Raw genomic sequence first — 25,147 nt, 5'->3', positions numbered from 1 at the left:
TTTGAGCCTTTGCTCTCTGCGATCATAGTGATCTTGCAAACGGGGCCGGAAAGCGCCCCGTCGGACCACCGGAGACAGACATGAGCACCCCGAAGATTGCCATCATCATCGGCTCGACGCGCGCCACGCGCTTTGCCGACAAGCCCGCCAACTGGTTCCTCGACTTCGCGACGAAGGAACGTCCCGACCTGAGCTTCGAGCTGGTCGACCTGCGCGATTTCAACCTGCCGCTGTTCAACGAGGCGGCCTCGAACGCCTGGATGCCCTCGGCCGCGCCCGAGGCGCAGGCCTGGCAGAAGAAGATCGCCGAATTCGACGGCTACATCTTCGTCACCGCCGAATACAACCACTCGCTGACCGGCTCGCTGAAGAACGCGCTCGATCAGGCCTATGTCGAATGGGGCAAGAAGCCGATGGGCGCCGTGGGCTATGGCGGCGTGGGCGCGGCCCGCGCGATCGAGCATCTGCGCGCGATCGCGGTCGAGCTGCAGATGGTGCCGGTGCGCAACGCCGTGCATATCGGCGGCGGCGACTTCTTCGCGGTCTCGCCGCTCGGCCAGAACGGCGAGATGGCCTCGATCGAGGGTCATATCGCCGGCTCGGCGAAGGCGCTGCTCGAGGATATCGCCTGGTGGGCGAAGGCCACCAAGGCCGCCCGCGGCTGAGCCCGGGCCGTCCGGCCCCCACTCCCGAAACACCACTCGCGAAACGAAACGGCGCGCCCTTGGGCGCGCCGTTTGCATTATCGCAGCATTTTCAGCAGGGGCGCACAGGTCGCCTTGTCGCGCGCGTAGATCGCCGCCTTTGGTTCCGGGGTGCGCGCGTCGATCGGGCTGAAGGCATCTAAATAGATCTGGCCGAATCCGTCGTCTTCGCCGCGAGGGACGGCCAGCGGAAAGCTCGCCTCCCCATCGACCCTGGTGGCCCATTCGAAGGCCGCACCCGCAGCGGCATTGCGCCCGGTCACCGGATTGCTTTCGGCGATCATTTTCAGCGCTTGCACCACGGTCACGAAATCGCGGCAGCGGCTTTGCAGGTAGACAGGATCGGCTGCCTGCGGATCGGCATCCAGCGGGATCAGCGCGGTGCTGATCTCTTCCGCCGCATTGGCCCAAACCATGTGCGGTGCGCAAAGGAGCACCGCACAGATGATAGCCGCGCCGCGCCTCACCGCGTCGCGATCACCGCGGCCGACTCCGGCAGTTCCTCGTCGAAGAGGCGCTGGAAGAACTCGGCCACGGTCGAGCGCTCGAGCTCGTCGCACTTGTTGAGGAAGGTCAGCCGGAACGCATAGCCGACGTTGCGGAAGATCTCGGCGTTCTGCGCCCAGGCGATCACCGTGCGCGGGCTCATCACCGTCGAGAGGTCGCCGTTCATGAAGGCGGTGCGGGTCAGGTTCGCCACATGCACCATCTGCGAGATGATCTTGCGGCCCTTCTCGGTGTTGTAATGCGGCGCCTTCGACAGCACGATCGCGGTTTCCGCGTCATGGCTGAGATAGTTCAGCGTGGCGACCAGCGACCAGCGGTCCATCTGGCCCTGGTTGATCTGCTGGGTGCCGTGGTAAAGGCCCGTGGTGTCGCCCAGACCCACCGTGTTCGCCGTGGCGAAAAGACGGAAATACGGGTTCGGCGTGATCACCTCGTTCTGGTCGAGCAGCGTCAGCTTGCCGTCGGTTTCCAGCACGCGCTGGATCACGAACATCACGTCGGCGCGGCCGGCATCGTATTCGTCGAAGACGATCGCGGTCGGGTTGCGCAGCGCCCAGGGCAGGATGCCCTCGTGGAACACCGTGACCTGCTTGCCGTCGACGAGCTTGATCGCGTCCTTGCCGATCAGGTCGATGCGGCTGACGTGGCTGTCGAGGTTGACGCGCACGCAAGGCCAGTTCAGCCGCGCCGCGACCTGCTCGATATGGGTCGATTTGCCGGTGCCGTGATAGCCCTGGATCATCACGCGGCGGTTGTAGGCAAAGCCCGCCAGGATCGCCATCGTGGTGTCGGGATCGAACTTGTAGGTCGGGTCGAGGTCGGGCACGCGCTCGGTGCGCTCGGCAAAGCCCTTCACCTTGATGTCGCTGTCGAGGCCAAAGACCTCGCGCACGTCGATTTCTTCGGTGGGTTTGGCATTGGTGTCGAGCATGGCGGGCGTCCTTATCCTGCGGTCGGATGGATTTGTGAACCATCGCACGGGGCCGCGCAAGGGGCGGATTGTCCCGGATACAGTTCGCTCCGCAGATGACCGGCAGTCGCTCCGTGCCTCGCCCCTCGCTGCGACGAGAAAGCTGTTGTCAGGCCGGCGGGGGCGAGGGATGATCGAAATGTCGCGGGCGACCGGCGACGGATTTTGATCGACAGGAATTCATCATGCTTATTGCTATCTGGATCGGCTTCGCCGTGGTGACTGCCATTGCCGCGAATGGGCGTGGGCGCAGCGCTATTGGATGGTTGTTTCTTGGCGCTCTCTTCGGCGTCTTTGCATTGATTGCCGTACTCGTCATGCCTCCGGCCGGCGGCTCTGGCGCCTGACCTGCTCCCGTCGGACGATGTTCCCGCCCTTGCATCGCGACGGCCCGCTTCATACCTTGCCGCAAACGGTGGATGGGGTTTTTCATGAGCGGGCTTCTGGCGCTTCTCGACGACGTGGCGGGGATCGCCAAGATCGCGGCGGCGAGTGTGGACGACGTGGCGGGGCAGGCGGCGAAAGCCGGCGCCAAGGCTGCGGGCGCGGTGATCGACGACGCGGCGGTGACGCCGAAATATGTGCACGGTTTTGCCGCGGCGCGCGAGCTGCCGATCGTCGGCAAGATCGCGCTCGGCTCGATCCGCAACAAGCTCGTCTTCCTGCTGCCGCTGGCGCTGCTTCTGTCGGCCTTCGCGCCCTGGGCGATCACGCCGCTGCTGATGCTCGGCGGCAGCTATCTGTGCTTCGAGGGGGCGGAGAAGGTGCTGCACCTCTTCCGTCCCGCCGCGGCCCATGGCGCGACGGAGGAGACCGGCGACCCGGCCCATCTCGAGGCGGCGAAGGTCTCGGGCGCGGTGAAGACCGATTTCATCCTCTCGGCCGAGATCATGACCATCGCGCTGGCCGCACTGCCGGCAGGTCAGTCGGTCTGGATGGAAGCGCTGGCGCTTGCCGTCGTCGCGCTCGGCATCACCGCGGCGGTTTATGGCGGGGTGGCGCTGATCGTGAAGATGGACGACATCGGGCTCTGGCTTGCCCGCAACGCCCGGCTCGCGCCGACCCGCGCCTTCGGCCGCGGCCTTGTCCATGTGATGCCGGGGTTTCTCTCGGGGCTGATGGCGGTGGGGACGGCGGCGATGCTCTGGGTCGGCGGTTCGATCGTGCTGCATGGCGCGGCGGAAACCGTCTGGGCGGCGCCTTACGAGGCGATCCATCACCTCGCCGTGGTGGTTGCCGCTGGCGTCGGAGAGAGCCTTGCCGGCACTGTCGAATGGCTCGTCACCGCGGCCTGTGACGGGATCTTCGGGCTTGCCTTCGGCATGGCGCTGGTGCCGCTGGTGACGCAGGCCATCAATCCGGTCATCGCACGCATCCGCGGCAAGGGCGGCGCGCACTGAAACCGGGTCAGGGGGCGCCGCCCCCTCGGCCCGTCGGGCCTCACCCCCTGCGCCCTCAGTCCTTGTTGCGCGGCCGGAAAATCTTCGCGCGGCCGACACGTTCCACCGTCTCGCGCCCGGCCTCGGTGCCGAAATGCGGCTTGTGCTTCAGATCCGGCAGGCGGGCGCGGATCTCGGCGGTCAGCTGCTCGGGCAGCAGGCCGAGCGTCGCCTCGCTCACCATCAGGCTCTCGACCGGGATGCCCTCGGCATAGATGATCTCGTGCCGGTCGAAGACGAGCGCGTAATAGTCGACATAGCCGCCTTCGCGCCGCCAGACATGTTCGCCGTCGACGAGGTGCTTGGCCTGCACGAGGATTTCCGAGGTATCGCCGATCCGTCGCTCGCCGCGCCGGTAGAGGAAGATCCGGTGATGCGGCGAGACGATCAGGTCGCCCTCGTTGCCAAGCGTGCCGGCCGAGATCACGACGGGGGCAAGCGAGCCGAGCGCGCGCAGCGTGGCGCGGGCGACAAGGCGCACCGGCTGCGGTCCGGAATCGCGCGTCAGCACCCGGTCGCCCGCCTGCAACGTCTCGATCGGGCGCTGTGCGCCGCCGGCCATGGTGATCATCGTGCCGGTGGTGAAGGCGACGCAGACGAGGTCGCTCAGCCGTGCCGAGCCCGGGTCGTCCTGCGCCTCGATCAGCGTGTAATCGGTGCGCGCCGCGATCGGCGAGAGCGGCAGGGCAAAGAGATCGCCGCTCGCCTCGTCGCGCAGCAACAGGATGTCGACGGTGTCGCCCTCGGGCGTCATCATCACATGACGGGCGATGACGGTGATCGTGTTGCCCGGGGTGCCGACCTCGGAGCCCGGAGCGATGCGCTGACAGCCCGTGCCGCTCTCCGCCTCGAGCATCAGCCTGAGCGGCGTGGCGCCGCGCTCGAGCTGATAGACATCGCCCGCGATGCTGTGCGCGGGCACGTCGATCGCATCGCCCTGGTTCGCCCCCGAGGTCACCCAGATCAGCTCCGCGTCGAAGACGTGGACAGTCTGGGGCGGCAGGGCCTGGGCTGAGGTCATGGTGTGCTCCCTGTTCCGGGGCGAAATGCGCTCCGGCAAGGCCTGAGAAGACCTGTGGTCGGTAAAGCAACTGCGGCGGCTTGCGTCAAGGGCGCGTGGCGCATTGCCTTTCCCCCCGTCCCCGGTGTTTCCTGCGCCGACCACGAACGGAAGACGGAGGGGAAAATGGATCTGGGGATCAGGGGCAAGCGCGCGATCGTCTGCGCGGGCTCGAAGGGGCTCGGGCGCGGCTGCGCCGAGGCGCTCGCGGCGGCCGGGGTGGAGATCGTGCTGAACGCGCGCGGCGCCGAGGCGCTGACGGCGACGGCGAATGCGCTCGAGGCGCGCCATGGCGTCACCGTGGTGCCGGTCGCGGCCGATATCACCACGCCCGAGGGGCGCGCCGCGGTGCTCGCGGCCGCGGGCGAGGTCGACATCCTGGTGAACAATGCCGGCGGCCCGCCGCCCGGGCTCTGGAGCGACTGGTCGCGCGAGGATTTCCTGCGCGCGATCGACGCCAACATGCTCAGCCCGATCGCGATGATGCAGGCCTGCCTGCCCGGGATGATCGAGCGCGGCTGGGGCCGGGTCGTCAACATCACCTCGGCCGCGGTGCGCGCGCCGATCGCGCAGCTCGGGCTGTCGAACTCGGCGCGCGCCGGGCTGACGGGCTTCGTCGCCGGCACTTCGCGGCAGGTCGCCCATGCCGGCGTGACGATCAACAACCTGCTGCCCGGCATCCACGCCACCGACCGGATGATCGCGCTCGACAGCCGCACCGCGGCCGAGCAGGGGATCACCCTCGAGGCGGCGGCGGCGCGGCGCGCGGCGGCGATCCCGGCGGGCCGCTTCGGCACCCCGGCCGAGTTCGGCGCGACCTGCGCCTTCCTGTGCTCGGTGCATGCGGGCTTCATCGTCGGGCAGAACATCCTGGTCGACGGCGGCGCGGCGAACCTGACGCTGTGAGCTTGCACGGGCGGGGCGGGGATGCTAGGGCCAATCCCGAGTTTTTCACTCGGGAGCCGCAATGACCCAGACCCACGTTCCGCCCCGGCTGCAGGTCGAGGGCCTGATGCGCAGCTTCGGCGGGCGTCAGGTGCTCGACGACGTCGGCTTCTCGATTCCGGCGGGGCAGGTGACCTGCCTGCTCGGCCCTTCGGGCTGCGGCAAGTCGACGACGCTGCGCATCATCGCCGGCGTCGACATGCAGGACCGCGGGCGCATCCTCGTCGACGGGGCGCTGGTGTGCGACACCGTCTTCCGCGTGCCGCCCGAACGGCGCGCGATCGGGCTGATGTTCCAGGACTTTGCGCTGTTTCCGCATCTGAGCGTGGCCGAGAACGTGGCCTTCGGTCTTTCGGGAAGCAAGGCCGAGAAGCGCGCGCGGGTCAGCGAACTGCTCGAGCGGGTGCATCTGGCGCGCCACATCGACAGCATGCCGCATGCGCTCTCGGGCGGCGAGCAGCAGCGTGTGGCGCTGGCCCGTGCTCTTGCGCCGCGGCCGCGGATCCTGCTGATGGACGAGCCCTTCTCGGGCCTCGACGAGCGGTTGCGCGACGACATCCGCGACGAGACGCTGGCCCTTCTGAAGGAGGAGGGCACGGCGGTGCTGCTGGTCACCCACGAGCCGCACGAGGCGATGCGGATGGCCGACGAGATCTTGCTGATGCGGGACGGCCGGATCGTGCAGCGCGGCGCGCCCTACAACCTCTACAACGCGCCCGTCGACCGCAAGGCGGCAGCCTTCTTCTCGGATATCAACGTGCTCACCGGGCGGGTGCAGGGGGCGCTGACGCCGACGCCGTTCGGCGATTTCCTGACCCCGGGGCTGGCCGATGGCACCGCCGTCGACATCGTGATCCGGCCGCAGCACCTGAAGATCGATTTCGACCGCGCCGGCCGCGGTCCGAACCCGACCGTGCAGGACGGCACGCCTGCCCGCGCCGTGGTCGAGCGCGCCCGCTTCATGGGGCGCGAGAGCCTCGTCGAGTTCCGCATGGAGTTCGACGGCTCGGTGCTGCGCGCGACGGTGCCGAACGTGTTCCTGCCGAAGCCCGGCACGCCGATGTGGCTGATGATCCGCCGCGACCGCTGCTTCGTCTTTCCGTCTGCCTGAGGCCACGAGCGGGCAAGGGGGGCGCTGCCCCCCCGTCCTGCGGACTCCCCCCGGGATATTTGCGGCAATCGGAAGCGGGAAAGGCCCGTGCTTTCTCCTTGCCCGAAATACCTCGGGGGTGAATTTTGCCGGCAGGCAAAAGCGGGGGCAGCGCCCCCGGCTTGCGTCATTGCAGATAGGGCACCGGGTCGACGGAATCGTAGCCCTTGCGGACCTCGAAATGGACGAAGGCCGGTTCGCCCGCGCGGATCTTCGCGATCGCCTGGCCGCGCTTCACCGTGTCGCCCTTCTTCACCGCGATGCCGTCGATATTGGCATAGACCGTGAGCAGGCCGTTCGCGTGGCGCAGCACCAGGATCGGCACCTGCTCGGTGTCCTTGGTGATCGCCGCGACGGTGCCGGCATCGGCGGCCTTGATCGCGGTGCCCGCGGCCGCCGCGATGTCGATACCGTCGTTCTTGCCCTTCACATAGGGCCGGATGATCGAGCCGCCGACCGGCATCACCAGCTGTGACCCCGAGGAGGCCGCGGTGCGGGTGGCGCCGAGGTCCGGCACGCCCGAGGTGTCGACCGGGGTCGAGGCCTTGACCGGGCTTTCGGCGGGCAGCGGTTTCGAGGCCGAGGGCGGCTCGGGCGTGGGCGAGGCGGCGCCGGGCGGCGTCACCGTCGAGGCGCTCGCCGGCGCGGCCCCGGCGGTCGCGACTGGGATCAGCAGATATTGCCCCTCGCGCACGCTCAGATCGGCCGGCAGGCCGTTCCATTCCGCAAGCGCCTTGGCCGAGACGTTGTAATAGCGCGCGATGGTATAGGCGGTCTCGCCGCGGGCGACCTTGTGGCGCACCGGCTCGGCCGAGGCGGGCTGCATCCCCGTCGCGGGCTTTGCGGCAACCGGGGCGGCGGCGGTCTTCGTCGGGGCGGGCGCCGCGGTTGTGGCGCTCGGTGCGGCGGGGGCGGGGCTGCTCGCCGCGGCGCGGTCGATCGCCGAGGAGGCGAGCGAGGTGATGTCGATGCGCTCGGTGCCGGCCCCGGTCGCGGTGGGGGCGGTCGCGGCGGGCAGGGCCGAGGCGGTGGCCACGGGTTCGGCCACGCGCCGCGGCAGCGCCAGCACCTCGCCCTTGTTCAGCGGCGTGTTCGAGGAGATGGCGTTGTAGCGCGCAAGCTCTTCGGCATTGACGCCCGCCCGGGTCGCGACGGTGGCGACGGTGTCACCGCGCCGGGCGACAGCGACCTGGAAATTCGGATAGGAGATCACGCCGCGGCTGTCGGGCTCGGGGCGGGCGGCGGTCGCGCTGCGCGCGGCCGAGCTGGTGTCGAAACCCAGCTTGCCGAAGCCGCGCAGGTCGGCGTCCATGTTGCTGCAGGCGGCAAGCGCGGCAAGCGCACAGCCTGCCAGCAGCAGACGCGGTGCCGCGCGGCGCGGCAGGGAAAGGGGCTGGCGCAGGGAAGCGGTCATCGGCTCGGTCCTCGTCATCTTGGTGGCCCCTGTCGCCGGGGCCTTGAACTCAGTCGCTTGCCATGCCCTCGACAAGCGGCACGAAACGCACGGGGCGCAATTCCTCGTAATCGAAACCCGTCTCGAGACGCCGCACGCGGATCAGGCTTTGGACCGTGTCCGACTGGCCGACGGGAAGCACCATGATACCGCCGATCTTCAGCTGGGACAACAGGGGGCCGGGCGGGTCCTCGGCGGCGGCGGTCACAAGGATGCGGTCGAAGGGCGCCTGATCGGGCAGGCCGCGGGTGCCGTCGCCGGCGATCGCGACGATGTTGGGCAGGGCGAGTGCGGTGAAGATCTCGGAGGCCTCGCGCACCAGGCGCCGATAGCGGTCGACGGTGTAGACGCGGCGCGCGAGCAGGCTCAGCACCGCCGCCTGATAGCCCGAGCCAGTGCCGATCTCGAGCACGGTGTCGCGCGGCCCGACGCCAAGCGCCTGGGTCATCAGCCCGACGACCGAGGGCTGCGAGATCGTCTGGCCACAGGCAATCGGCAGCGGCATGTCCTCATAGGCGCGCTCGGCGAAGAGGCCGCGCACGAAAGGGCCGCGGTCGACCTTCTCCATCGCGGCCAGCACCCGCGCATCCGTCACGCCCTTGGAGCGCAGCGCGAAGAGGAAGCGCATCTTGCGCTCGGCGATCGGTTCGATGCCGTCCTCCTCGGGCGTGTCGGTCATGCGAGGCGCGCCTCCAGCTCGGCCAGAACGTCATGGGCGGTGAGGTCGCAGCGCATCGGCGTGACCGAGATCCAGCCCTCGAGGTTGAGCGCCGCATCGGTGCCGGGGGCGGTCGCGGTGTGCTGCGGGCCGCCCTTGACCCAGAGGAACCGCCGCCCGGTCGGCGAATGATGCGGCTCGACCGAGAAGAAGCTGTCGGTGCGATAGCCCTGCGGCGCCACCTTCCAGCCCTTCACCGCGGCGGCGGGCACCGGCGGGAAGTTGATGCTGTAGAAGACGCGATAGGGGCCATCGTCCCAGATCCCCTTCTGCCACAGCTGGCGCAGCAGCGCGGGGCCGTGCACGCGGGCGGCCTCGAACGGGTCCATGCCGGGGGCCATGCAGTCCGGCCCGAGGAACTGGCTCAGCGCGATCGCGGGCACGCCCTGCAGCGCCGCCTCCATCGCGCCGCCAAGGGTGCCGGAGTAGAGCGCGTTCTCGGCCGAGTTGTTGCCGCGGTTGACGCCCGAGAGGACCAGATCGGGCTTGCCGCCCTCGAAGACGTCGTAAAGCCCGGCGAGCACGCAATCGGCCGGGCTGCCCTCGGCGGCATAGCGGCGCGGGCCGTGCTTGGCGATCATCATCGGCCGGGTGTAGCTGATGCAATGGCCGACGCCCGATTGCTCGAAGGCGGGGGCGACGGTCCAGACCTCGCCCTCGGGTCCGGCCAGCTCGGTGGCGAGATCGAGCAGAACCTCGAGCCCCGGCGCGTGGATGCCGTCGTCATTGGTGATCAGAATGCGCATAAAGTCCCCGTCCGGCTCGTGTTGCCCCTGCTTAGCTCGCAAGGCCCGGCGCGACAAGCGACGGGGCGCATGCGTCGGGATTTCCGCCAGATGTGTGGTCAGAGGGCAGCGCTGCGGCGCGGGCGGCGAGGGGGGCTCTGCCCCCCGCTGCGCTCCCCCCGAGGTATTTGTGCCAAGATGAAAGCAAAAGGGGCCACTTGCGCAGCCCCCGGAACCCGAACCCGGCCCCAGCTTTCTCCTTGCCCGAAATACCTCGGGGGTGAGCGGCGAAGCCGCGAGGGGGCAGCGCCCCCTTGGCCCGCCGGTCTTAGAGCTCGCCGAGGAGGCGTTTTGCCTCGTCGCGGATATCAGAGAGGGGCGCGCGGTCTTCGGAGGGGAAGAAACGCGCGCGCGTCGCCGTGGGCATCGGCCGCGGTTCCGCGATCACCACGCGCGGACCGATCTTGACGTTTTCCGCCTGCCAGCTGCGGGCGAGTGCGATCTGTGCGGCCTTGGTCGCGCCATAGGCGCCGAAGAACTTCTGCCCGCCGCGCGGATCGTCGAAAAAGAGCGCGGTGCCCGCGCCCGCGCGCAGCAGCGGCTCGATCAGCGGGATCAGCATTGCCGTCGCGGTGACGTTCGTGGCGACGGATTTCGAGAAATCCTTGGCGTCGATATGGCCTGCGGGCGCAAGCGGCGCGGCGTGGATCGCGGTGTGCGCCCAAAGCCCGATCCGGCCCCAGCGGCCGGCGATCGCGTTCGCCAGATGCTCCATCTGCGCCGGGTCGGTGACGTCGAGCGGCGCAAGCGAGGCCGATCCGCCGGCCGCCTGGATCCGGTCGTCGAGTTCCTCGAGCCCGCCCACGGTGCGGGCGACGGCCATCACGTGCCAGCCCCGGGCGGCAAGGGTTTCGGCAAGCGCCGCGCCAAGCCCGCGCGAGGCGCCGGTGACGAGGGCGATGTTCTTTTCGGTGGTCTCGGTGCTCATGACGGCTCCTTGCCAGAGGGGGAGGCGGCGCGCAAGCATTTCGCGCGGGCGCGCCTGCGGCATCCTGTTGCGGTCTCAGCTGTCTGATTGCAGTCGGGCGAGGGCGGCGCGGCACATGCCGTAGCGCAGCCACTGGCAGGGCGCGCAGATCTCGCTCAGCGCCTCGGCCGGCAGTGCGCGCATCCGGTCGAGCGCCTCGCCCCAGCTCAGCCGGTCGCCCGTCGTCAGGCCGAGCGCGCGGGCATGTGCGGCATCGAGCTGGTCGATCGTCGCCGCGGTGTCGCAGCCTTCGCCGCGCCGCGCCGGGCAGGGGGCGCAGATGTCGTCGGCCGCCGCCGTCACCTCGATCTCGACCGCCGGGCCCGCCTCGGTGCGCAGCCGGCCCATGACGATCGCCGTCATGTTGGCGGTGAAGGCGTCGGAATAGCCCTTCCCCTCGAAACCCAGGGAGCACAGGAAATGATGCGGGCGGTAGCGCAGCGGGCGGTCGGACATCGCGGGCTCGGAGGTTCGGGCAGATATGCGAAGGGCCGGGGAAATCCCCGGCCCTCGAGTGGCTTGCGTGCCCCTCAGCGCGCGTCGACGTCGACGTAGTCGCGGAAGGTCGCGCCGGTATAGAGCTGCCGCGGACGGCCGATCTTGCCGGTGGGGTCGCCGATCATTTCCTTCCACTGCGAGATCCAGCCGACGGTGCGCGACAGCGCGAAGATCGGCGTGAACATCGAAGTCGGGAAGCCCATGGCCTCAAGGATGATGCCCGAGTAGAAGTCGACGTTCGGATAGAGCTTCTTCTCGATGAAGTAGGGGTCCTGAAGCGCGATCTTCTCGAGCTCCTTGGCGACCTGGAGCGTCGGGTTGTCGTGGATGCCGAGCAGGTCGAGCACCTCGTCGGCCGATTCCTTCATCACCTTCGCGCGCGGGTCGAAGTTCTTGTAGACGCGGTGACCGAAGCCCATCAGCTTGAAGGGATCGTTCTTGTCCTTGGCGCGGGCGATGAATTCCGGGATGCGATCCACGGTGCCGATCTCGCGCAGCATTTCGAGGCAGGCCTGGTTCGCCCCACCATGCGCCGGGCCCCAGAGGCAGGCGATGCCGGCCGCGATGCAGGCAAACGGGTTCGCGCCCGAGGAGCCGGCCAGACGCACGGTCGAGGTCGAGGCGTTCTGCTCGTGGTCCGCATGCAGGGTGAAGATGCGGTCCATCGCCTTCGCCAGCGCCGGTTCCACCTTGTAGGGCTCGGCCGGAACCGAGAAGCACATGTGCAGGAAGTTCTCGGCGTAGCTCAGCTCGTTGCGCGGATAGACGAAGGGCTGGCCGATCGAGTACTTGTAGGCCCAGGCGGCGATCGTCGGCACCTTGGCGATGAGGCGCATCGAGGCCACTTCGCGCTGCCACGGATCGTTGATGTCGAGGCTGTCGTGGTAGAAGGACGAGAGCGCGCCGACGACGCCGACCATCGTCGCCATCGGGTGGGCGTCACGACGGAAGCCGCGGAAGAAATACTGGATCTGCTCGTGCAGCATCGTGTGCCGGGTGATCCGGTACTCGAAGTCCTCCATCTGCTGGCGGGTCGGCAGTTCGCCGTTCAGCAGCAGATAGCAGACTTCGAGGTAATGCGACTTCTCGGCCAGCTGGTCGATCGGATAGCCGCGATAGAGCAGCTCGCCCTTGTCGCCGTCGATATAGGTGATCGCCGACTCGCAGGCGGCGGTCGAGGTGAAACCGGGGTCGTAGGTGAAGACATCGGCCTGGCCATAGAGCTTGCGGATGTCGAGAACATCCGGACCCACGGAGGGCGAGAGAACCGGCAGCTCGTAGGTCTTGCCGTCGAGCGTCAGTGTGGCAGTTCGTTTCGTGTCAGCCATGAGCTTCCCTTTCCTGTCGTCCGGCCGGGCGCGCCGGTCTGTTGGGTCCGGTTTCACCGGAGAGGCGGCCCGCCCTCAGGCCACCTGATCGTTCACCCTGGCCAAGGTCTCCTCCCGGCCCAGGACATACATCATATCGAACACGCCGGGGGTCACCGACCGCCCCGCAAGTGCGGCACGCAGGGGGGAGGCCAGCTTGCCGAGCCCGAGGTCTTTCTCCTCCGCAACCTGCTTCACGATGGCCTCCAGATCGTCGCGCGTCCAGCTAGCATTTTGCAGGCGCGGCGTCAATTCTTTCAGTATACCACGGGATACCGGATCAAGCTGTTTTGCCGCCTTCTCGTCCACGTCGATCGGCCGCTGAACCAAGGCGAAGTGAGCCTTTTCAATGAGTTGCGGGAAGGTCTTCGCGCTCGACTTGATATAGGGCATCGCCGCGCGCAGCCCCTTTGCCTGCATTTCGGTCAGTGCGGGCAGCTCTGCAGCCTCCAGATAGCCTGCGACCTGCGGCATCAGCGCGTCATCATCGGCCACAGCCATGTGCCGGCCGCAGATGTTCTCGAGCTTCTTGAAGTCGAGACGCGCCGGCGAACGGCCGATTCCTTCCAGCTCGAACCAGCTCTTCGCCTGCTCGTCGGTGAAGAATTCATCATCGCCGTGGCTCCAGCCGAGTCGCGCCAGATAGTTGCGCATCCCCGCCGCCGGATAGCCCATGGCCTGATACTGCTCGAGCCCGACCGCGCCGTGGCGCTTCGACAGCTTCTTGCCGTCCGGGCCGTGGATCAGCGGGATATGGGCATAGACCGGCACGTCCCAGCCCATGGCGAGATAGATCTGCATCTGCCGCGCCGCGTTCACCAGATGGTCGTCACCGCGGATCACATGGGTCACGCCCATGTCGTGGTCGTCGACCACCACGGCGAGCATGTAGGTCGGCGTGCCGTCCGAGCGCAGGCAGACCATGTCGTCAAGCTGATCGTTGCGCACGGTCACGTCGCCCTGCACCTTGTCGTGCACCACCGTCGCGCCCTCGCGCGGCGCCTTCAGCCGGATCACATAGGGCGCATCCGGATAAGTCGAGGGATCGGCGTCGCGCCAGGGCGAGCGGAACAGCTGCGAGCTGCCCTCGGCCTTCGCCTTTTCCCGGAACGCCTCGATCTCTTCCTGGGTCGAGAAGCACTTGTAGGCCGCGCCGCGCGCGAGCATCTCGCGCGCCACCTCGGCGTGGCGGGGCACGCGCTCGAACTGGCTCACCACCTCGCCGTCATAGTCGAGGCCGAGCCACTCGAGCCCCTTCAGGATCGCCGCCGTCGCCTCGGGGGTCGAGCGGGCGCGGTCGGTGTCCTCGATGCGCAGCAGGAAGGTGCCGCCATGGCCGCGTGCGAACAGCCAGTTGAACAGCGCCGTGCGGGCCCCGCCGATATGCAGGTAGCCGGTCGGCGAGGGGGCGAAGCGGGTGACGATCTTTTGCGACATCGGGGCCTTTCTCGCCCGGTCCGGCGGGCGCCGGGAGGGGCGTTGTTAACGATCTGTAAACCATGCAGCCACTAGGCTGATCTTCGGCGTCTGTCTAAGCGCGGAGGGGCAGAGAAACAAGGTGTCCGAGCCGGGGAGCGCGATCACGACCGGGCGCGCACCGGCGCGCCTGCCGGCCCCCGCGCTGTGGGCGGGGCTGCTGCGGGCGCTTGGCGCGGGGCTCGAGGATCCGGCGGGGGCGCTGGTGCGGGCGCGGCTCGACCTGCCGCTCTGGGCGCCGGTGGCGCTTGGCGCGGGCATCGGGGCGTGGTTCGCCGCGCCCATTGATCCGCCCGCAGGGGTGATCTGGGGGCTTGGTGCGCTTGCCGTCGTTGCGTTGCTGATCTGGGCGCGCGGGGCGGAGCCCTTGCGCTTTCCGGCGGCCCTTCTGGCGCTGCTGGCGGCCGGGGTGCTTCTGGCCGAGGCCCGCGCCGGGGCCGTCGCCGCCCCCGTGCTGCCCTTTCGCTATGACGGCCCGGTCGAGGGGCGGGTGCTGGCGGTCGACCGCTCGTCGCGCGACCGGATCCGGCTGACTCTCGACGCGGTGCAGCTGACCGACATCGACCCCGACCGCAGCCCCGCGATGGTGCGCGTGACCCTGCGCCCCGAGACCGCGGCGCTGCCCGAACCGGGCGAACGGGTGATGCTGACCGCGAACCTGCAGCCCCCCGCGCCGCCCGTCGAACCCGGCGCCTGGGATTTTCGCCGCACGGCCTGGTTCGAGGGGCTGGGCGCGGTCGGTTTCGCCCGCGGCCCGGTGCTGCGCGTGGCGCCCCCCGATCCGCACGACCGGGCGCTGGCCGGCCACCGGCTGCGGATGCGGCTCTCGGCGGCGATGCAGGCGCGGATGCCGGGGCAGGCGGGGGCCGTCGCCGCGGCGCTGATGACCGGCGACCGGTCGGGGATTTCCGAGGCGACGAATGCGGTGATGCGGGCGGCGAACCTCTATCACATCATCTCGATCTCTGGGCTGCACATGGGAATGCTGGCGGGCTTTGTCTTTGCGGCGCTCCGCTATGGCCTCGCCGCCGTCGGCCCCTTCGCGCTGATCTGGCCGGTGAAGAAGATCGCGGCTCTGGTGGCGCTGGTGGCCTCGACCGTCTACCTGTGGCTTGCCGGGGCCGAGGTGGCGACGACCCGCGCCTGGCTGATGACCGCGGTGATGCTGCTGGCGGTGCTGCTCGACCGGCGCGCGATCTCGCTGCGCACGGTGGCGCTGGCGGCGCTGGTGCTGCTGGTGCTCGAACCCGAAAGCCTGACCGAACCGGGCTTCCAGATGTCCTTCGCGGCGACCGTGGCGCTGGTGCTGGCCTTCGGCCCCTGGGCGCGGATCGCGCCGCTCCTGCCGTGGCTGGTGCGCCCGGTGGCGATGCTGGTGCTGACCTCGCTGGTTGCGGGCACGGCGACGGCGCCGATCGCGGCGCTGCATTTCGGCCGGGTGGCGGAATACGGGCTGCTGGCGAACCTGCTCGCGGTGCCGGTGATGGGCACGCTGGTGATGCCGGCGGGGGTGATCGCGGCGCTGCTGGCGCCCCTTGGCCTGGCCGCGCCGGCGCTGTGGGTGATGGAGCAGGGCACGCGCTGGATGATCTTTGTGGCCGAGCGGGTCGCGGCGCTGGATGGTGCGGTGATCGCCGTGCCGGCGCCGCCCGCCGCGGTGCTGCCGTTGCTGGCGCTTGGCGCGCTGGTGGCGGTTCTGGCGCGCGGGCTGCCGCGCGTTGCGGGGCTTTCCGCGATGGCCGTGGCGGCGGGGCTGTGGGGCACGGCGGTGCGGCCCGCGCTGCTGATCGCGCCCGAGGGGGCGCTGGTCGGGCTGGCGACCGCAGAGGGCCGGGCGCTGTCAAAACCCGGTGCCGCCTTCGTCGCCGAAAGCTGGCTCAAGGCCGATGGCGACGAGAGCACGCCCGAGGCCGCGGCCGCCCGTCCGGGGTTCACCGGCCCGCGCGGCGCCCGCGTCGGCACCTGGAACGGCCGCGCCGTGGTGCATCTGAGCGGCACCGGCGCGCTCGCGGCGCTGAGCGCCGCCTGCCACGGCGATGCCCTTGTCATTCTGGCGGCTTCCGCGCCCGATCCGGCCCCCGCGGGCTGCGAGATCTGGGATCGTGACAGGCTGCGCGCGGGCGGTGTGGCCTTTGCCGTGGATGGCCGGCAGATCGGGCCGGGGCAGGGCGCGCGGCGCTGGACCGGGGGCCCGCGCCGTCAATAGCTGCGGATCAGCCCGACAAGGCGGCCCTGCACCTTCACCTGATCCTCGCGCAGCATCCGGGTCTCGTACTCGGGGTTCGCCGCCTCGAGCGCGATCATCGCGCCGCGGCGCAGATAGCGTTTCAGCGTCGCCTCGTGCCCGTCGACCAGTGCCACCACGATGTCGCCGTTGTCGGCCGTGCCCTGTTCGCGGATCACCACGATGTCGCCGTCGTTGATGCCGATGCCGATCATCGAATCGCCCCGCACTTCGAGCGCGTAATGCTCGCCCCGGCCCGACAGCATCGAGCCCGGCACCGCGATGTGATGCGAGATCTCGGCAATCGCCTCGATCGGCACGCCGGCGGCGATCCGCCCCATCACCGGCAGCTCGAGCGCATGCACCGCCTCGACCGGCTGCGCGGCGCGCGGCGGTGCCACCTTCTCGCCCTCGATCACCCGCGGCGTGAAGCCGGGCCTTGCGGTCTCCATCGCCTCGGGCAGCTTCACGATCTCGATCGCGCGGGCCCGGTGCGCAAGGCGGCGGATGAAGCCGCGTTCCTCGAGCGCGGTGATCAGCCGGTGGATCCCCGACTTCGAGCGCAGCTCGAGCGCGTCCTTCATTTCGTCAAAGGAGGGGGGCACGCCGTCGCGCGCCACCCGCTTCTGGATGAAATCCAGCAATTCCATTTGCTTGCGCGTCAGCATCGGCGGTGCATCCCGGTTTTGTTCGCGGTGAGTTCACATTAAGTTCTAACGCCGTTCCGCGCTGCGGTCAAGATTTGCCCGGCGCCGCTGTCCGCGGGGCTTGACCGGCCCGCGCCGCCGCCCTAGAGGCCGGCCATGAGCGACGAGAGCGAACATCCCGAGGCAGCGGACGGCGACACGAGCCGGCCCGAATGGCGCAATTTCTACGGCCGCATCCGCGGCAAGACGATGCGCGCCTCGCAAAAGACCTATCTGAGCGAGGATCTCGACAGCCTGCGCCCGCGCGGCATCACCCGGGCCGAGAACCCGGCGCGCGAGGTGATCGACCCGGCCACCATCTTCGGCAATGACGCGCCGATCTGGCTCGAGGTCGGTTTCGGCGGCGGCGAGCATCTGGTGCACATGGCGGCGAGCTATCCGCAGGTGAACATCATCGGCGCCGAGCCCTTCATCAACGGCGTCGCGATGTTGCTCGGCAAGATCCGCGCCGCCGATGTGACGAACCTGGCCGTGCATCCGGGCGACGCGCGCGACCTGATGGACGTGCTGCCCGAGGGCTGCATCGCCAAGGCCTTCCTGAACTATCCCGACCCCTGGCCGAAACGGCGCCACCACCGCCGCCGCTTCGTCACCGCCGAGCATCTGGTGCCGCTTGCCCGGGTGATGGCGCCCGGTGCCGAGTTCCGCGTCGCGACCGACATTCCGAGCTACATGGCCCAGGCCCTGCGCGAGGTGCCGAAGGCGGGGTTCGAGCTTGTCGCCCATTCCGGCACGCCCTGGAGCGACTGGATCTCGACCCGCTACGAGCAGAAGGCTCTGCGCGAGGGCCGCACCCCCGATTACGCCACCTTCCGCCGGCTCTGAACGCGCCGCGGGCCCCGGCGGGGCGGCATTTTGCGCCGCGCGCCGGCCGGGGGCTTTCGCGGGCGCGCGCGCTGCGCTAACAGGGGCCGATCTTTCAGGGAGGTTTCCATGTCCGGCCACGGCGATCCGATCCGCATGACCGCGCGCAAGAGCGCCGCGCTTTCCGGCGTGGCCGAGGTGCCCGGCGACAAGTCGATCTCGCATCGCGCGCTGATCCTTGGCGCGCTGTCGGTCGGCACCACGAAAATCACCGGCCTGCTCGAGGGGCAGGATGTGCTCGACACCGCGAAGGCGATGGCGGCCTTCGGCGCCGGCGTGACGCGCGAGGGCGCGGGCGCCTGGACGGTCGAGGGCGTGGGGGTGGGCGGTTTCGCCGAGCCCGCCGACGTGATCGACTGCGGCAATTCGGGCACCGGCGTGCGGCTGATCATGGGCGCGATGGCGACCTCGCCGATCACCGCGACCTTCACCGGTGACGCCTCGCTGCGCAAGCGGCCGATGGGGCGGGTGACCGATCCGCTGGCGCTTTTCGGCGCGCGGGCCTATGGCCGCGCCGGCGGCCGGCTGCCGATGACCGTGGTCGGTGCGGCCGAGCCGGTGCCGGTGACCTATGCGACGCCGATGGCCTCCGCTCAGGTGAAATCTGCGGTGCTGCTCGCCGGCCTCAACGCCCCCGGCCAGACCGTGGTGATCGAGAAGACCGCGACCCGCGATCATACCGAGCGGATGCTGCGCGGCTTCGGTGCCGAGGTCAGCGTCGAGGCGACGCCCGAGGGCAATCGCATCACCCTGACCGGCCAGCCCGAGCTGCGCGGCCAGACCGTCGCGGTGCCGCGCGACCCGTCGTCGGCCGCCTTCCCGGTCTGTGCGGCGCTGATCGTGCCGGGCTCGGACATCCTTGTCCCCGGCGTCAGCCAGAACCCGACGCGCAATGGCCTGTTCCTGACCCTGCGCGAGATGGGCGCCGACATCACCTTCGAGAACGAGCGCGAGGAGGGCGGCGAGCCCGTCGCCGACCTGCGCGTGCGCTTCTCCGAACTCACCGGCATCGAGGTGCCGGTCGAACGCGCCGCAAGCCAGATCGACGAATACCCGGTGCTGGCGGCGGTGGCGGCCTGCGCGCGCGGCACCACGGTGATGCGTGGCGTGCACGAGCTGCGGGTCAAGGAAAGCGACCGCATCGACGCGATGGCGCGCGGGCTCGAGGCCTGCGGCGTCACCGTCGAGGAAGATGACGACACGCTGATCGTGCATGGCCTCGGCCCCGATGGCGTGCCGGGCGGCGCGACCGTCGCCACCCACATCGACCACCGCATCGCGATGAGCTTCCTCGTGCTGGGCCTTGCGTCGCGCGCGCCGATCTCCGTCGACGACGGCTCGCCGATCGCCACCTCCTTCCCGGTGTTCGAGCCGCTGATGCGCGGGCTCGGCGCCGAGATCGTCCGCGAAGGCTGAAAGCAAGGACGCCTCCGGCGGGAGTCTTTGGGCAAGGAAAAGCCGGGGGTCTTTGCACCTTGGCCTTTTCTTGGGTCAAATGCTCGGACGCGACAGCGAGGCCGGAACTGAGGGGAACGCCATGAGATTCACCGTAGCGATCGACGGGCCGGCGGCGGCGGGCAAGGGCACGATCTCGCGCGCCGTGGCGGACCGCTTCGGCTTTGCCCATCTCGACACCGGAGCGCTTTACCGCGCCGTGGGCGTCAAGGGCGGTGACCCGGTCGACGCGGCGCGCGGACTGACGCCCGAGGATCTGGCGCGCGCCGACCTGCGCACGCTGGAAGCCGGGCAGGCGGCCTCGCGCGTCGCGGTGATCCCCGAGGTGCGGCAGGCGCTTCTCGACTTCCAGCGCGGCTTTGCCCGGCGCGAGGGCGGCGCGGTGCTCGACGGGCGCGACATCGGCACGGTGATCTGCCCCGAGGCCGAGGTGAAGCTCTTCGTCACCGCCTCGCCAGAGGTGCGCGCGCATCGGCGCTGGCTCGAGGTCGGTGGCGACGAGCGCCAGGTGCTGGCCGAGGTGAGGGAGCGCGACGCGCGCGACATGAACCGCGCCGATGCGCCCTTGCGGCCCGCAGCGGATGCCATGGTGCTTGACACCTCCGAGATGACGATCGAGGAGGCGGTGGCTGCCGCGGTCGCGCAGATCGAAAGGCTGCGCGGCTGACTTCACAAGCGCGCGGGGCAGGCGCATGATGCGACGATGATGCGCCGCTTGTCCCTTGTGATCGTGCTTCTCCTTCTGGCCCTGCCCGCGGCGGCGATCGAGCGCCCGGCGGGGCTGATGTGGAACCACTCCGGCCTGCCGCTGACCCTGCCGCTGCAGGTGAAGAGCGATCCGGGGGCCGATCTTTACCTGCAGCTCTCCGACCCCGCGACCGGGCAGGCGGTGCTGGCGGCCTATGTCCGCGGCGGCGCTTTCTTCCGCGTGCTGGTGCCGCCCGGTCGCTGGGCGCTGACATTCGCCCGTGGGCGCGACGCGCAGGGGCAGGACTGGCAGGGCGAGGACGGGCTTTTCGGCGCCGCGACCGAGGTCATCGCGCTGCCCGAGCCGCTGGTCTTCCAGACCGAGGGCGCGGCGCGCAAGAGCGGCCATCTGATCGATCTGCGCGGCGCAAGCCCGGTTCTGCGCGACATCGGCCTGTGCCAGCGCCGCGCGCTCGATCCCGACAGCCTCTCGCGCTCCTGGGCGCGACAGCACCCGCATGGCCTTCGCGATCCGCGCGAGCCCGGCCCCTTCACCGCGCCGCGCTATGATCTGCGCAGCCATTTCTGCGACGATGCGGGCTGAGCCCGGTCCTTGCCTTGGCGCCGCGATCGGCTATCACTGGGGCGTGAAAGCAGAGGGACATCATGGGCTTCACGCGCCTGCTCTATCGAAGCATTCCGGCCCGGGCCGATTTCGACCCCTCTGACCTCGACATCCTGCGCGTCGCGCTGCGCCACAACGCGGCGGCGGGGATCACCGGCTATCTGTGGCGCGCGAACGGCCAGTTCTTCCAGGCGCTGCACGGGCCCGCGGGCGAGATCGCCGCGCTGATGGCGCGGATCGCCGCAGACCCGCGCCACCGGGATCTGGACCTGCTGTTCGAGGAGCCCGACGAGGCGGTCTCGCCCTTTCCGGACTGGTCGATGGGCTATGACCATTTCCTCGCCCTCGAACTCGGCGCCGATCTCGACCCGGACGGGGCCCGCCCGCCGCTGTCGGCCGGGGAGAGCCGGGCGGTCTTTGCGCGCATGGTCGAGGCTGCCGAGGAAGTGCGCCGCTACGGCTCGGCCTTCCCGCATGCCCGAAGCCCGGGCGAGGACCAGGCGGCCTGGCTCGCCCGCCTCGACGCGAGCGCCTGAACGGCGCCGAAACTCCTTGCCCCACAGGCGAATTGCGCCTATATGGCCCCGACCGAAGGGGGCAGACGCCTGTCTGCACCCGCCTCGGCGTATCCACAAAAGACCGGCGGAGCCAACCGTCAGGCCAGTGAAACACACGCAAAGGAAACTGAAACGCATGTGCGCTAAAGCTACCATGGAAGAATTCGAGGCCCTTCTCAACGAAAGCCTCGAGATCGACACCCCCCAGGAGGGTTCGGTCGTCAAGGGCAAGGTCATCGCCATCGAGGCGGGCCAGGCCATCATCGACGTCGGCTACAAGATGGAAGGCCGCGTCGACCTGAAAGAATTCGCCAACCCGGGCGAGGCCCCCTCGATCGCCGTCGGCGACGAAGTGGAAGTGTACCTCGACCGCGTTGAGAACGCCCGTGGCGAGGCCGTGATCTCGCGCGAGAAAGCCCGCCGCGAAGAGGCCTGGGACCGTCTCGAGAAGGCCTATGCCAGCGAAGAGCGCGTCGAAGGCGCCATCTTCGGCCGCGTCAAGGGTGGCTTCACCGTCGATCTCGGCGGCGCCGTGGCCTTCCTGCCCGGTTCGCAGGTCGATGTGCGCCCGGTGCGCGACGCCGGCCCGCTCATGGGTCTCAAGCAGCCGTTCCAGATCCTCAAGATGGACCGTCGTCGTGGCAACATCGTTGTCTCGCGTCGTGCGATCCTCGAAGAGTCGCGTGCCGAACAGCGCGCCGAGGTCATCTCGAACCTCACCGAAGGCCAGGTGGTCGACGGCGTGGTCAAGAACATCACCGAATACGGTGCGTTCGTTGACCTCGGCGGTGTCGACGGTCTGCTCCATGTCACCGACATGGCGTGGCGCCGCGTGAACCACCCGTCGGAGATCCTGTCGATCGGCGAGACCGTCAAGGTCCAGGTCGTCAAGATCAACAAGGAAACCCACCGCATCTCGCTCGGCATGAAGCAGCTGCAGAACGATCCGTGGGATTCGGTCGAAGCCAAGTTCCCGATCGGTTCGGTGCACAAGGGCCGCGTCACCAACATCACCGACTACGGCGCGTTCGTCGAGCTGGAAGCCGGTGTCGAGGGTCTCGTTCACGTCTCGGAAATGTCCTGGACCAAGAAGAACGTGCACCCCGGCAAGATCGTCTCGACCTCGCAGGAGGTTGACGTCATGGTGCTGGAGATCGACACCGCGAAGCGTCGCGTGTCGCTCGGCCTCAAGCAGTGCATGCGCAACCCGTGGGAAGTCTTCGCCGAGACCCATCCGGTCGGCTCGATGATCGAAGGCGAAGTCAAGAACATCACCGAATTCGGTCTGTTCATCGGCCTCGACAACGACATCGACGGCATGGTGCACCTCAGCGACCTGTCGTGGGACAAGCGCGGCGAGGAAGCGATCCAGGACTACCGCAAGGGCGACGTGGTCAAGGCCGCGGTCACCGAGGTGGACATCGAGAAAGAGCGTATCTCGCTCTCGATCAAGGCGCTCGACGCCGACACCTTCTCGGATGCGGTTGACGGCGTGAAGCGCGGCTCGGTGATCACCGTTGCCGTGACCGCGATCGAAGACGGCGGCATCGAGGTCGAATACAACGGCATGAAGTCCTTCATCCGCCGTTCGGACCTCGCCCGTGACCGTGCCGATCAGCGCCCCGAGCGGTTCCAGGTTGGCGACCATGTCGACGTGCGCGTCGTCAACGTCGACAGCAAGACCCGCAAGCTCGGCGTGTCGATCAAGGCGCGCGAGATCGCCGAAGAGAAGGAAGCCGTGGAACAGTACGGCTCGTCCGACTCGGGCGCCTCGCTCGGCGACATCCTGGGCGCTGCGCTCAAGAGCCGCGAGTAATCCGCGATACGGGCAGGGGCTTCGGCCCCACCCCGGAAACCCCGCCCGAAAGGGCGGGGTTTTTCTTTTGCCTGCCGGGGCGTGCACAGTGGCTGCGCTTCGGCAAACACTCACCGCGGTTGCGAAGCCGGGGGCGCAGTGACTAGCTATGTGCCGAACGGGACCGGGCAGGGGTCAAGCCCCCGCCTGTGCTGCCCGAGGAGCAATGCGATGAAGAATATCGGTTTCCTGTCCTTCGGACATTGGTCGGCGCAGCGTGGCTCGGCGACCCGGACCGCCGGCGACGCGCTGTTGCAGGCGATCGACCTCGCCGTCGCGGCCGAGGAGCTCGGCCTTGATGGCGCCTATTACCGTGTCCACCACTTCGCCCGTCAGCACGCGAGCCCCTTCCCGCTGCTGTCGGCCGTCGCCGCCCGCACCTCGAAGATCGAGATCGGCACCGGCGTGATCGACATGCGCTACGAGAACCCGCTCTACATGGCCGAGGAGGCGGGCGCCGCCGACCTGATCAGCGGCGGCCGGCTGCAGCTTGGCATCAGCCGGGGCAGCCCCGAGCAGGTGATCGAGGGCTGGCGCTATTTCGGCTATGCGCCCGAGGAGGGCGAGACCGACGCCGACATGGGGCGCCGGCACGCGCAGGCCTTCCTGCAGATGATCGAGGGCCATGGCTTTGCCGAGCCGAACCCGCGGCCGATGTTCCCGAACCCGCCGGGCAAGCTGCGGCTCGAGCCCTATTCGGAGGGGCTGCGCGACCGGATCTGGTGGGGCGCGGGCTCGAACAAGACGGCCGAATGGGCGGCGATGCTGGGGATGAACCTGCAAAGCTCGACCTTGAAGGACGACGAGACCGGCGAGGCCTTCCACGTGCAGCAGGCCAAGCAGATCCGCGCCTATCGCGAGGCCTGGAAGGCCGCGGGCCACAAGCGCAAGCCGCGCGTCTCGGTCAGCCGCTCGATCTTCGCGCTGACGAATGACGAGGACCGGATGTATTTCGGCCGTGGCGGCAGCGAGGATGACCAGGTCGGCTTCATCGAGCGGCAGCGCTCGATCTTCGGCCGCTCCTATGCCGACGAGCCCGACAAGCTGGTCGAGCAGCTGAAGCGCGACGAGGCGATTGCCGAAGCCGACACGCTGCTGCTGACGGTGCCGAACTCGCTCGGCGTCGATTACAACGCCCATGTGATCGAGAGCATCCTGACGCATGTCGCCCCGGCGCTTGGCTGGCGCTGAGCGCGCAGCCTGCCGCATCCCATGACCCGACCGGGGCGCCCATCGGGCGCCCCGTGCCGTTTCCGCCCCGCACCGGGCGATTCGCCCGGATCGACCGCGCCGCCGCCCGTCGTGCCGGATTTCTGCGCCTGCATCCGCCGTCACGGCGGGCAGGGCCGGCGACACCGCGCCGCATCCCGCCGAATCCCACGCCTTTCCAAGCCTTTGCTGTTTGTGCTGGAAAAAATTCTCCGTATAGTCCGGGAAGAATCCAGTGCCGGGGCTGCCACCCGGACACCCTTGGGGGGAACGCACGCATGATCCGGTCCGAGCTGATCGCGAAGATCTCAGAGGAAAATCCGCATCTCTTCCAGCGCGACGTCGAGAAGATCGTCAACACGATCTTCGAGGAGATCATCGAGGCCATGGCGCGCGGTGACCGGGTCGAGCTGCGCGGTTTCGGCGCCTTCTCGGTGAAGAAGCGCGACGCCCGCACCGGCCGCAACCCGCGCACCGGCGATGCCGTCGATGTCGAGGAAAAGCACGTTCCCTTCTTCAAGACCGGCAAGCTGTTGCGGGACCGGCTGAACGGAGAGGCGGACTGAAATGATGAAATACCTGCGCTTCCTGCTGCTCGGCGTGCTCGCCGTGCTGCTGGTGGCCATCGCGCTGGCCAATCGCGCCCCGGTGACGCTGCGGCTGCTGGCGCCCGAGACCGGCGATTTCCTCGGCTTCTCCTGGGCGGTGCAGCTGCCGCTGTTCCTGGTGATCTTCGCCAGCCTGCTGGTCGGGCTGCTGCTGGGCTTCGTCTGGGAATGGATGCGCGAGCATCGCATCCGTTCGGGCGCGGCGAAGACGGCCCGCCATGCCGCCTGGCTCGAGGGCGAGGTGGAGCGGCTGAAGACCACCCACGAAGAGCCGAAGGACGAGGTCCTGGCGCTTCTGGACAAGACCGCGCGCTGAG

26 protein-coding genes are annotated in these 25,147 nt (G+C 69.1%); 15 read left to right on the top strand and 11 right to left on the bottom strand.

All coding sequences use genetic code 11. From position 1 onward, the window contains the following. Positions 1 to 80: 80 nt before the first annotated feature. A complete protein-coding gene (locus tag DYS74_RS16455; RefSeq protein ID WP_121534762.1) occupies positions 81 to 665 on the top strand; it encodes an NADPH-dependent FMN reductase in 585 nt (194 codons plus the stop codon). A 77-nt stretch (positions 666 to 742) separates the two neighbouring features. Here DYS74_RS16455 and DYS74_RS16450 read toward each other — a convergent pair whose 3' ends face one another. Both DYS74_RS16450 and cobS read right to left on the bottom strand, forming a co-directional pair. Then, on the bottom strand, positions 743 to 1,120 hold the full coding sequence (locus DYS74_RS16450; RefSeq protein ID WP_121534761.1) for a hypothetical protein: 378 nt from the start codon (positions 1,118 to 1,120) through the stop codon (positions 743 to 745). Between the two features lie 47 nt (positions 1,121 to 1,167). Next, the gene (gene cobS / locus DYS74_RS16445) at positions 1,168 to 2,142 is read right to left on the bottom strand and encodes a cobaltochelatase subunit CobS (RefSeq protein ID WP_121534760.1); all 975 of its coding nucleotides are present in this window, start codon (positions 2,140 to 2,142) and stop codon (positions 1,168 to 1,170) included. A gap of 224 nt (positions 2,143 to 2,366) precedes the next feature. Between cobS and DYS74_RS18725 the strand changes: the two genes are divergently transcribed. Continuing rightward, on the top strand, positions 2,367 to 2,528 hold the full coding sequence (locus tag DYS74_RS18725; protein ID WP_183077572.1) for a hypothetical protein: 162 nt from the start codon (positions 2,367 to 2,369) through the stop codon (positions 2,526 to 2,528). A gap of 84 nt (positions 2,529 to 2,612) precedes the next feature. Then, complete coding sequence (locus DYS74_RS16440) at positions 2,613 to 3,581, top strand: DUF808 domain-containing protein (RefSeq protein ID WP_121534759.1); 969 nt, start codon at positions 2,613 to 2,615, stop codon at positions 3,579 to 3,581. A 55-nt stretch (positions 3,582 to 3,636) separates the two neighbouring features. Here the strand turns inward: DYS74_RS16440 and DYS74_RS16435 are convergent, their stop codons facing one another. Next, positions 3,637 to 4,641 carry a Hint domain-containing protein gene (locus DYS74_RS16435; protein WP_121534758.1) on the bottom strand — a complete coding sequence of 335 codons (1,005 nt, stop codon included), beginning with the start codon at positions 4,639 to 4,641 and terminating at the stop codon, positions 3,637 to 3,639. 165 nt (positions 4,642 to 4,806) lie between these two features. Between DYS74_RS16435 and DYS74_RS16430 the strand changes: the two genes are divergently transcribed. Together DYS74_RS16430 and DYS74_RS16425 are read left to right on the top strand one after the other, a co-directional pair. Then, positions 4,807 to 5,586 (top strand): SDR family oxidoreductase, encoded by a 780-nt coding sequence (locus tag DYS74_RS16430; protein WP_121534757.1) that lies wholly within the window; start codon positions 4,807 to 4,809, stop codon positions 5,584 to 5,586. A gap of 61 nt (positions 5,587 to 5,647) precedes the next feature. Next, complete coding sequence (locus DYS74_RS16425) at positions 5,648 to 6,736, top strand: ABC transporter ATP-binding protein (RefSeq protein ID WP_121534756.1); 1,089 nt, start codon at positions 5,648 to 5,650, stop codon at positions 6,734 to 6,736. A 166-nt stretch (positions 6,737 to 6,902) separates the two neighbouring features. Here DYS74_RS16425 and DYS74_RS16420 read toward each other — a convergent pair whose 3' ends face one another. The 7 genes from DYS74_RS16420 to gltX all read right to left on the bottom strand — a co-directional run bounded on the left by DYS74_RS16420 (position 6,903) and on the right by gltX (position 14,000). Further along, positions 6,903 to 8,189 carry a M23 family metallopeptidase gene (locus DYS74_RS16420; RefSeq protein WP_245965318.1) on the bottom strand — a complete coding sequence of 429 codons (1,287 nt, stop codon included), beginning with the start codon at positions 8,187 to 8,189 and terminating at the stop codon, positions 6,903 to 6,905. Positions 8,190 to 8,238: 49 nt separating this feature from the next. Further along, positions 8,239 to 8,907 (bottom strand): protein-L-isoaspartate(D-aspartate) O-methyltransferase, encoded by a 669-nt coding sequence (locus DYS74_RS16415; RefSeq protein WP_121534754.1) that lies wholly within the window; start codon positions 8,905 to 8,907, stop codon positions 8,239 to 8,241. After that, the gene (gene surE, locus DYS74_RS16410; protein ID WP_121534753.1) at positions 8,904 to 9,692 is read right to left on the bottom strand and encodes a 5'/3'-nucleotidase SurE; all 789 of its coding nucleotides are present in this window, start codon (positions 9,690 to 9,692) and stop codon (positions 8,904 to 8,906) included. Before surE ends, DYS74_RS16415 begins: the two co-directional genes overlap by 4 nt. Positions 9,693 to 9,999: 307 nt before the next feature. Then, on the bottom strand, positions 10,000 to 10,659 hold the full coding sequence (locus DYS74_RS16405) for an SDR family NAD(P)-dependent oxidoreductase (protein ID WP_121534752.1): 660 nt from the start codon (positions 10,657 to 10,659) through the stop codon (positions 10,000 to 10,002). Positions 10,660 to 10,734: 75 nt separating this feature from the next. Then, positions 10,735 to 11,154, bottom strand: coding sequence for a DUF1284 domain-containing protein (locus DYS74_RS16400; protein WP_121534751.1), 420 nt, complete (start codon positions 11,152 to 11,154; stop codon positions 10,735 to 10,737). Positions 11,155 to 11,228: 74 nt separating this feature from the next. Continuing rightward, positions 11,229 to 12,524: a citrate synthase gene (gene gltA, locus DYS74_RS16395; RefSeq protein ID WP_121534750.1), complete on the bottom strand. Its 1,296-nt coding sequence runs from the start codon at positions 12,522 to 12,524 to the stop codon at positions 11,229 to 11,231. Between the two features lie 75 nt (positions 12,525 to 12,599). After that, entirely contained in the window at positions 12,600 to 14,000 is a 1,401-nt protein-coding gene (gltX, locus tag DYS74_RS16390; RefSeq protein ID WP_121534749.1) for a glutamate--tRNA ligase, read from the bottom strand. 121 nt (positions 14,001 to 14,121) lie between these two features. On the opposite strand from gltX, the gene DYS74_RS16385 reads away from it, so the two are divergent. Then, on the top strand, positions 14,122 to 16,245 hold the full coding sequence (locus DYS74_RS16385; RefSeq protein ID WP_183077571.1) for a ComEC/Rec2 family competence protein: 2,124 nt from the start codon (positions 14,122 to 14,124) through the stop codon (positions 16,243 to 16,245). Here DYS74_RS16385 and lexA read toward each other — a convergent pair. After that, positions 16,239 to 16,931 (bottom strand): transcriptional repressor LexA, encoded by a 693-nt coding sequence (gene lexA / locus DYS74_RS16380; RefSeq protein WP_121534748.1) that lies wholly within the window; start codon positions 16,929 to 16,931, stop codon positions 16,239 to 16,241. The genes DYS74_RS16385 and lexA overlap by 7 nt on opposite strands. Positions 16,932 to 17,066: 135 nt before the next feature. On the opposite strand from lexA, the gene trmB reads away from it, so the two are divergent. The 9 genes from trmB (at position 17,067) to DYS74_RS16335 (ending at position 25,146) form a co-directional block, all read left to right on the top strand. After that, positions 17,067 to 17,795 (top strand): tRNA (guanine(46)-N(7))-methyltransferase TrmB, encoded by a 729-nt coding sequence (gene trmB / locus DYS74_RS16375; RefSeq protein ID WP_121534747.1) that lies wholly within the window; start codon positions 17,067 to 17,069, stop codon positions 17,793 to 17,795. A gap of 108 nt (positions 17,796 to 17,903) precedes the next feature. Further along, complete coding sequence (gene aroA / locus DYS74_RS16370; protein ID WP_121534746.1) at positions 17,904 to 19,250, top strand: 3-phosphoshikimate 1-carboxyvinyltransferase; 1,347 nt, start codon at positions 17,904 to 17,906, stop codon at positions 19,248 to 19,250. Positions 19,251 to 19,371: 121 nt separating this feature from the next. After that, complete coding sequence (locus tag DYS74_RS16365) at positions 19,372 to 19,956, top strand: (d)CMP kinase (RefSeq protein WP_121534745.1); 585 nt, start codon at positions 19,372 to 19,374, stop codon at positions 19,954 to 19,956. A 36-nt stretch (positions 19,957 to 19,992) separates the two neighbouring features. Then, complete coding sequence (locus DYS74_RS16360) at positions 19,993 to 20,580, top strand: hypothetical protein (RefSeq protein ID WP_121534744.1); 588 nt, start codon at positions 19,993 to 19,995, stop codon at positions 20,578 to 20,580. A 62-nt stretch (positions 20,581 to 20,642) separates the two neighbouring features. Further along, positions 20,643 to 21,137 (top strand): BLUF domain-containing protein, encoded by a 495-nt coding sequence (locus tag DYS74_RS16355; RefSeq protein WP_121534743.1) that lies wholly within the window; start codon positions 20,643 to 20,645, stop codon positions 21,135 to 21,137. 157 nt (positions 21,138 to 21,294) lie between these two features. Continuing rightward, the gene (rpsA, locus tag DYS74_RS16350; RefSeq protein WP_121534742.1) at positions 21,295 to 22,974 is read left to right on the top strand and encodes a 30S ribosomal protein S1; all 1,680 of its coding nucleotides are present in this window, start codon (positions 21,295 to 21,297) and stop codon (positions 22,972 to 22,974) included. Positions 22,975 to 23,184: 210 nt separating this feature from the next. Next, positions 23,185 to 24,204 carry an LLM class flavin-dependent oxidoreductase gene (locus tag DYS74_RS16345; protein WP_121534741.1) on the top strand — a complete coding sequence of 340 codons (1,020 nt, stop codon included), beginning with the start codon at positions 23,185 to 23,187 and terminating at the stop codon, positions 24,202 to 24,204. A 296-nt stretch (positions 24,205 to 24,500) separates the two neighbouring features. Next, a complete protein-coding gene (gene ihfB, locus DYS74_RS16340) occupies positions 24,501 to 24,788 on the top strand; it encodes an integration host factor subunit beta (RefSeq protein ID WP_113899323.1) in 288 nt (95 codons plus the stop codon). Between the two features lies 1 nt (position 24,789). Then, complete coding sequence (locus DYS74_RS16335) at positions 24,790 to 25,146, top strand: lipopolysaccharide assembly protein LapA domain-containing protein (protein ID WP_245965317.1); 357 nt, start codon at positions 24,790 to 24,792, stop codon at positions 25,144 to 25,146. The last annotated feature ends 1 nt before the right edge of the window (position 25,147 follow it).

The organism is Paenirhodobacter hankyongi (genome assembly GCF_003664585.1).
Taxonomy (GTDB): Bacteria; Pseudomonadota; Alphaproteobacteria; order Rhodobacterales; family Rhodobacteraceae; genus Rhodobacter; species Rhodobacter hankyongi.
Note: the sequence above shows the minus strand (reverse complement) of the source record. Positions and strands in the feature narration are given on the sequence as shown.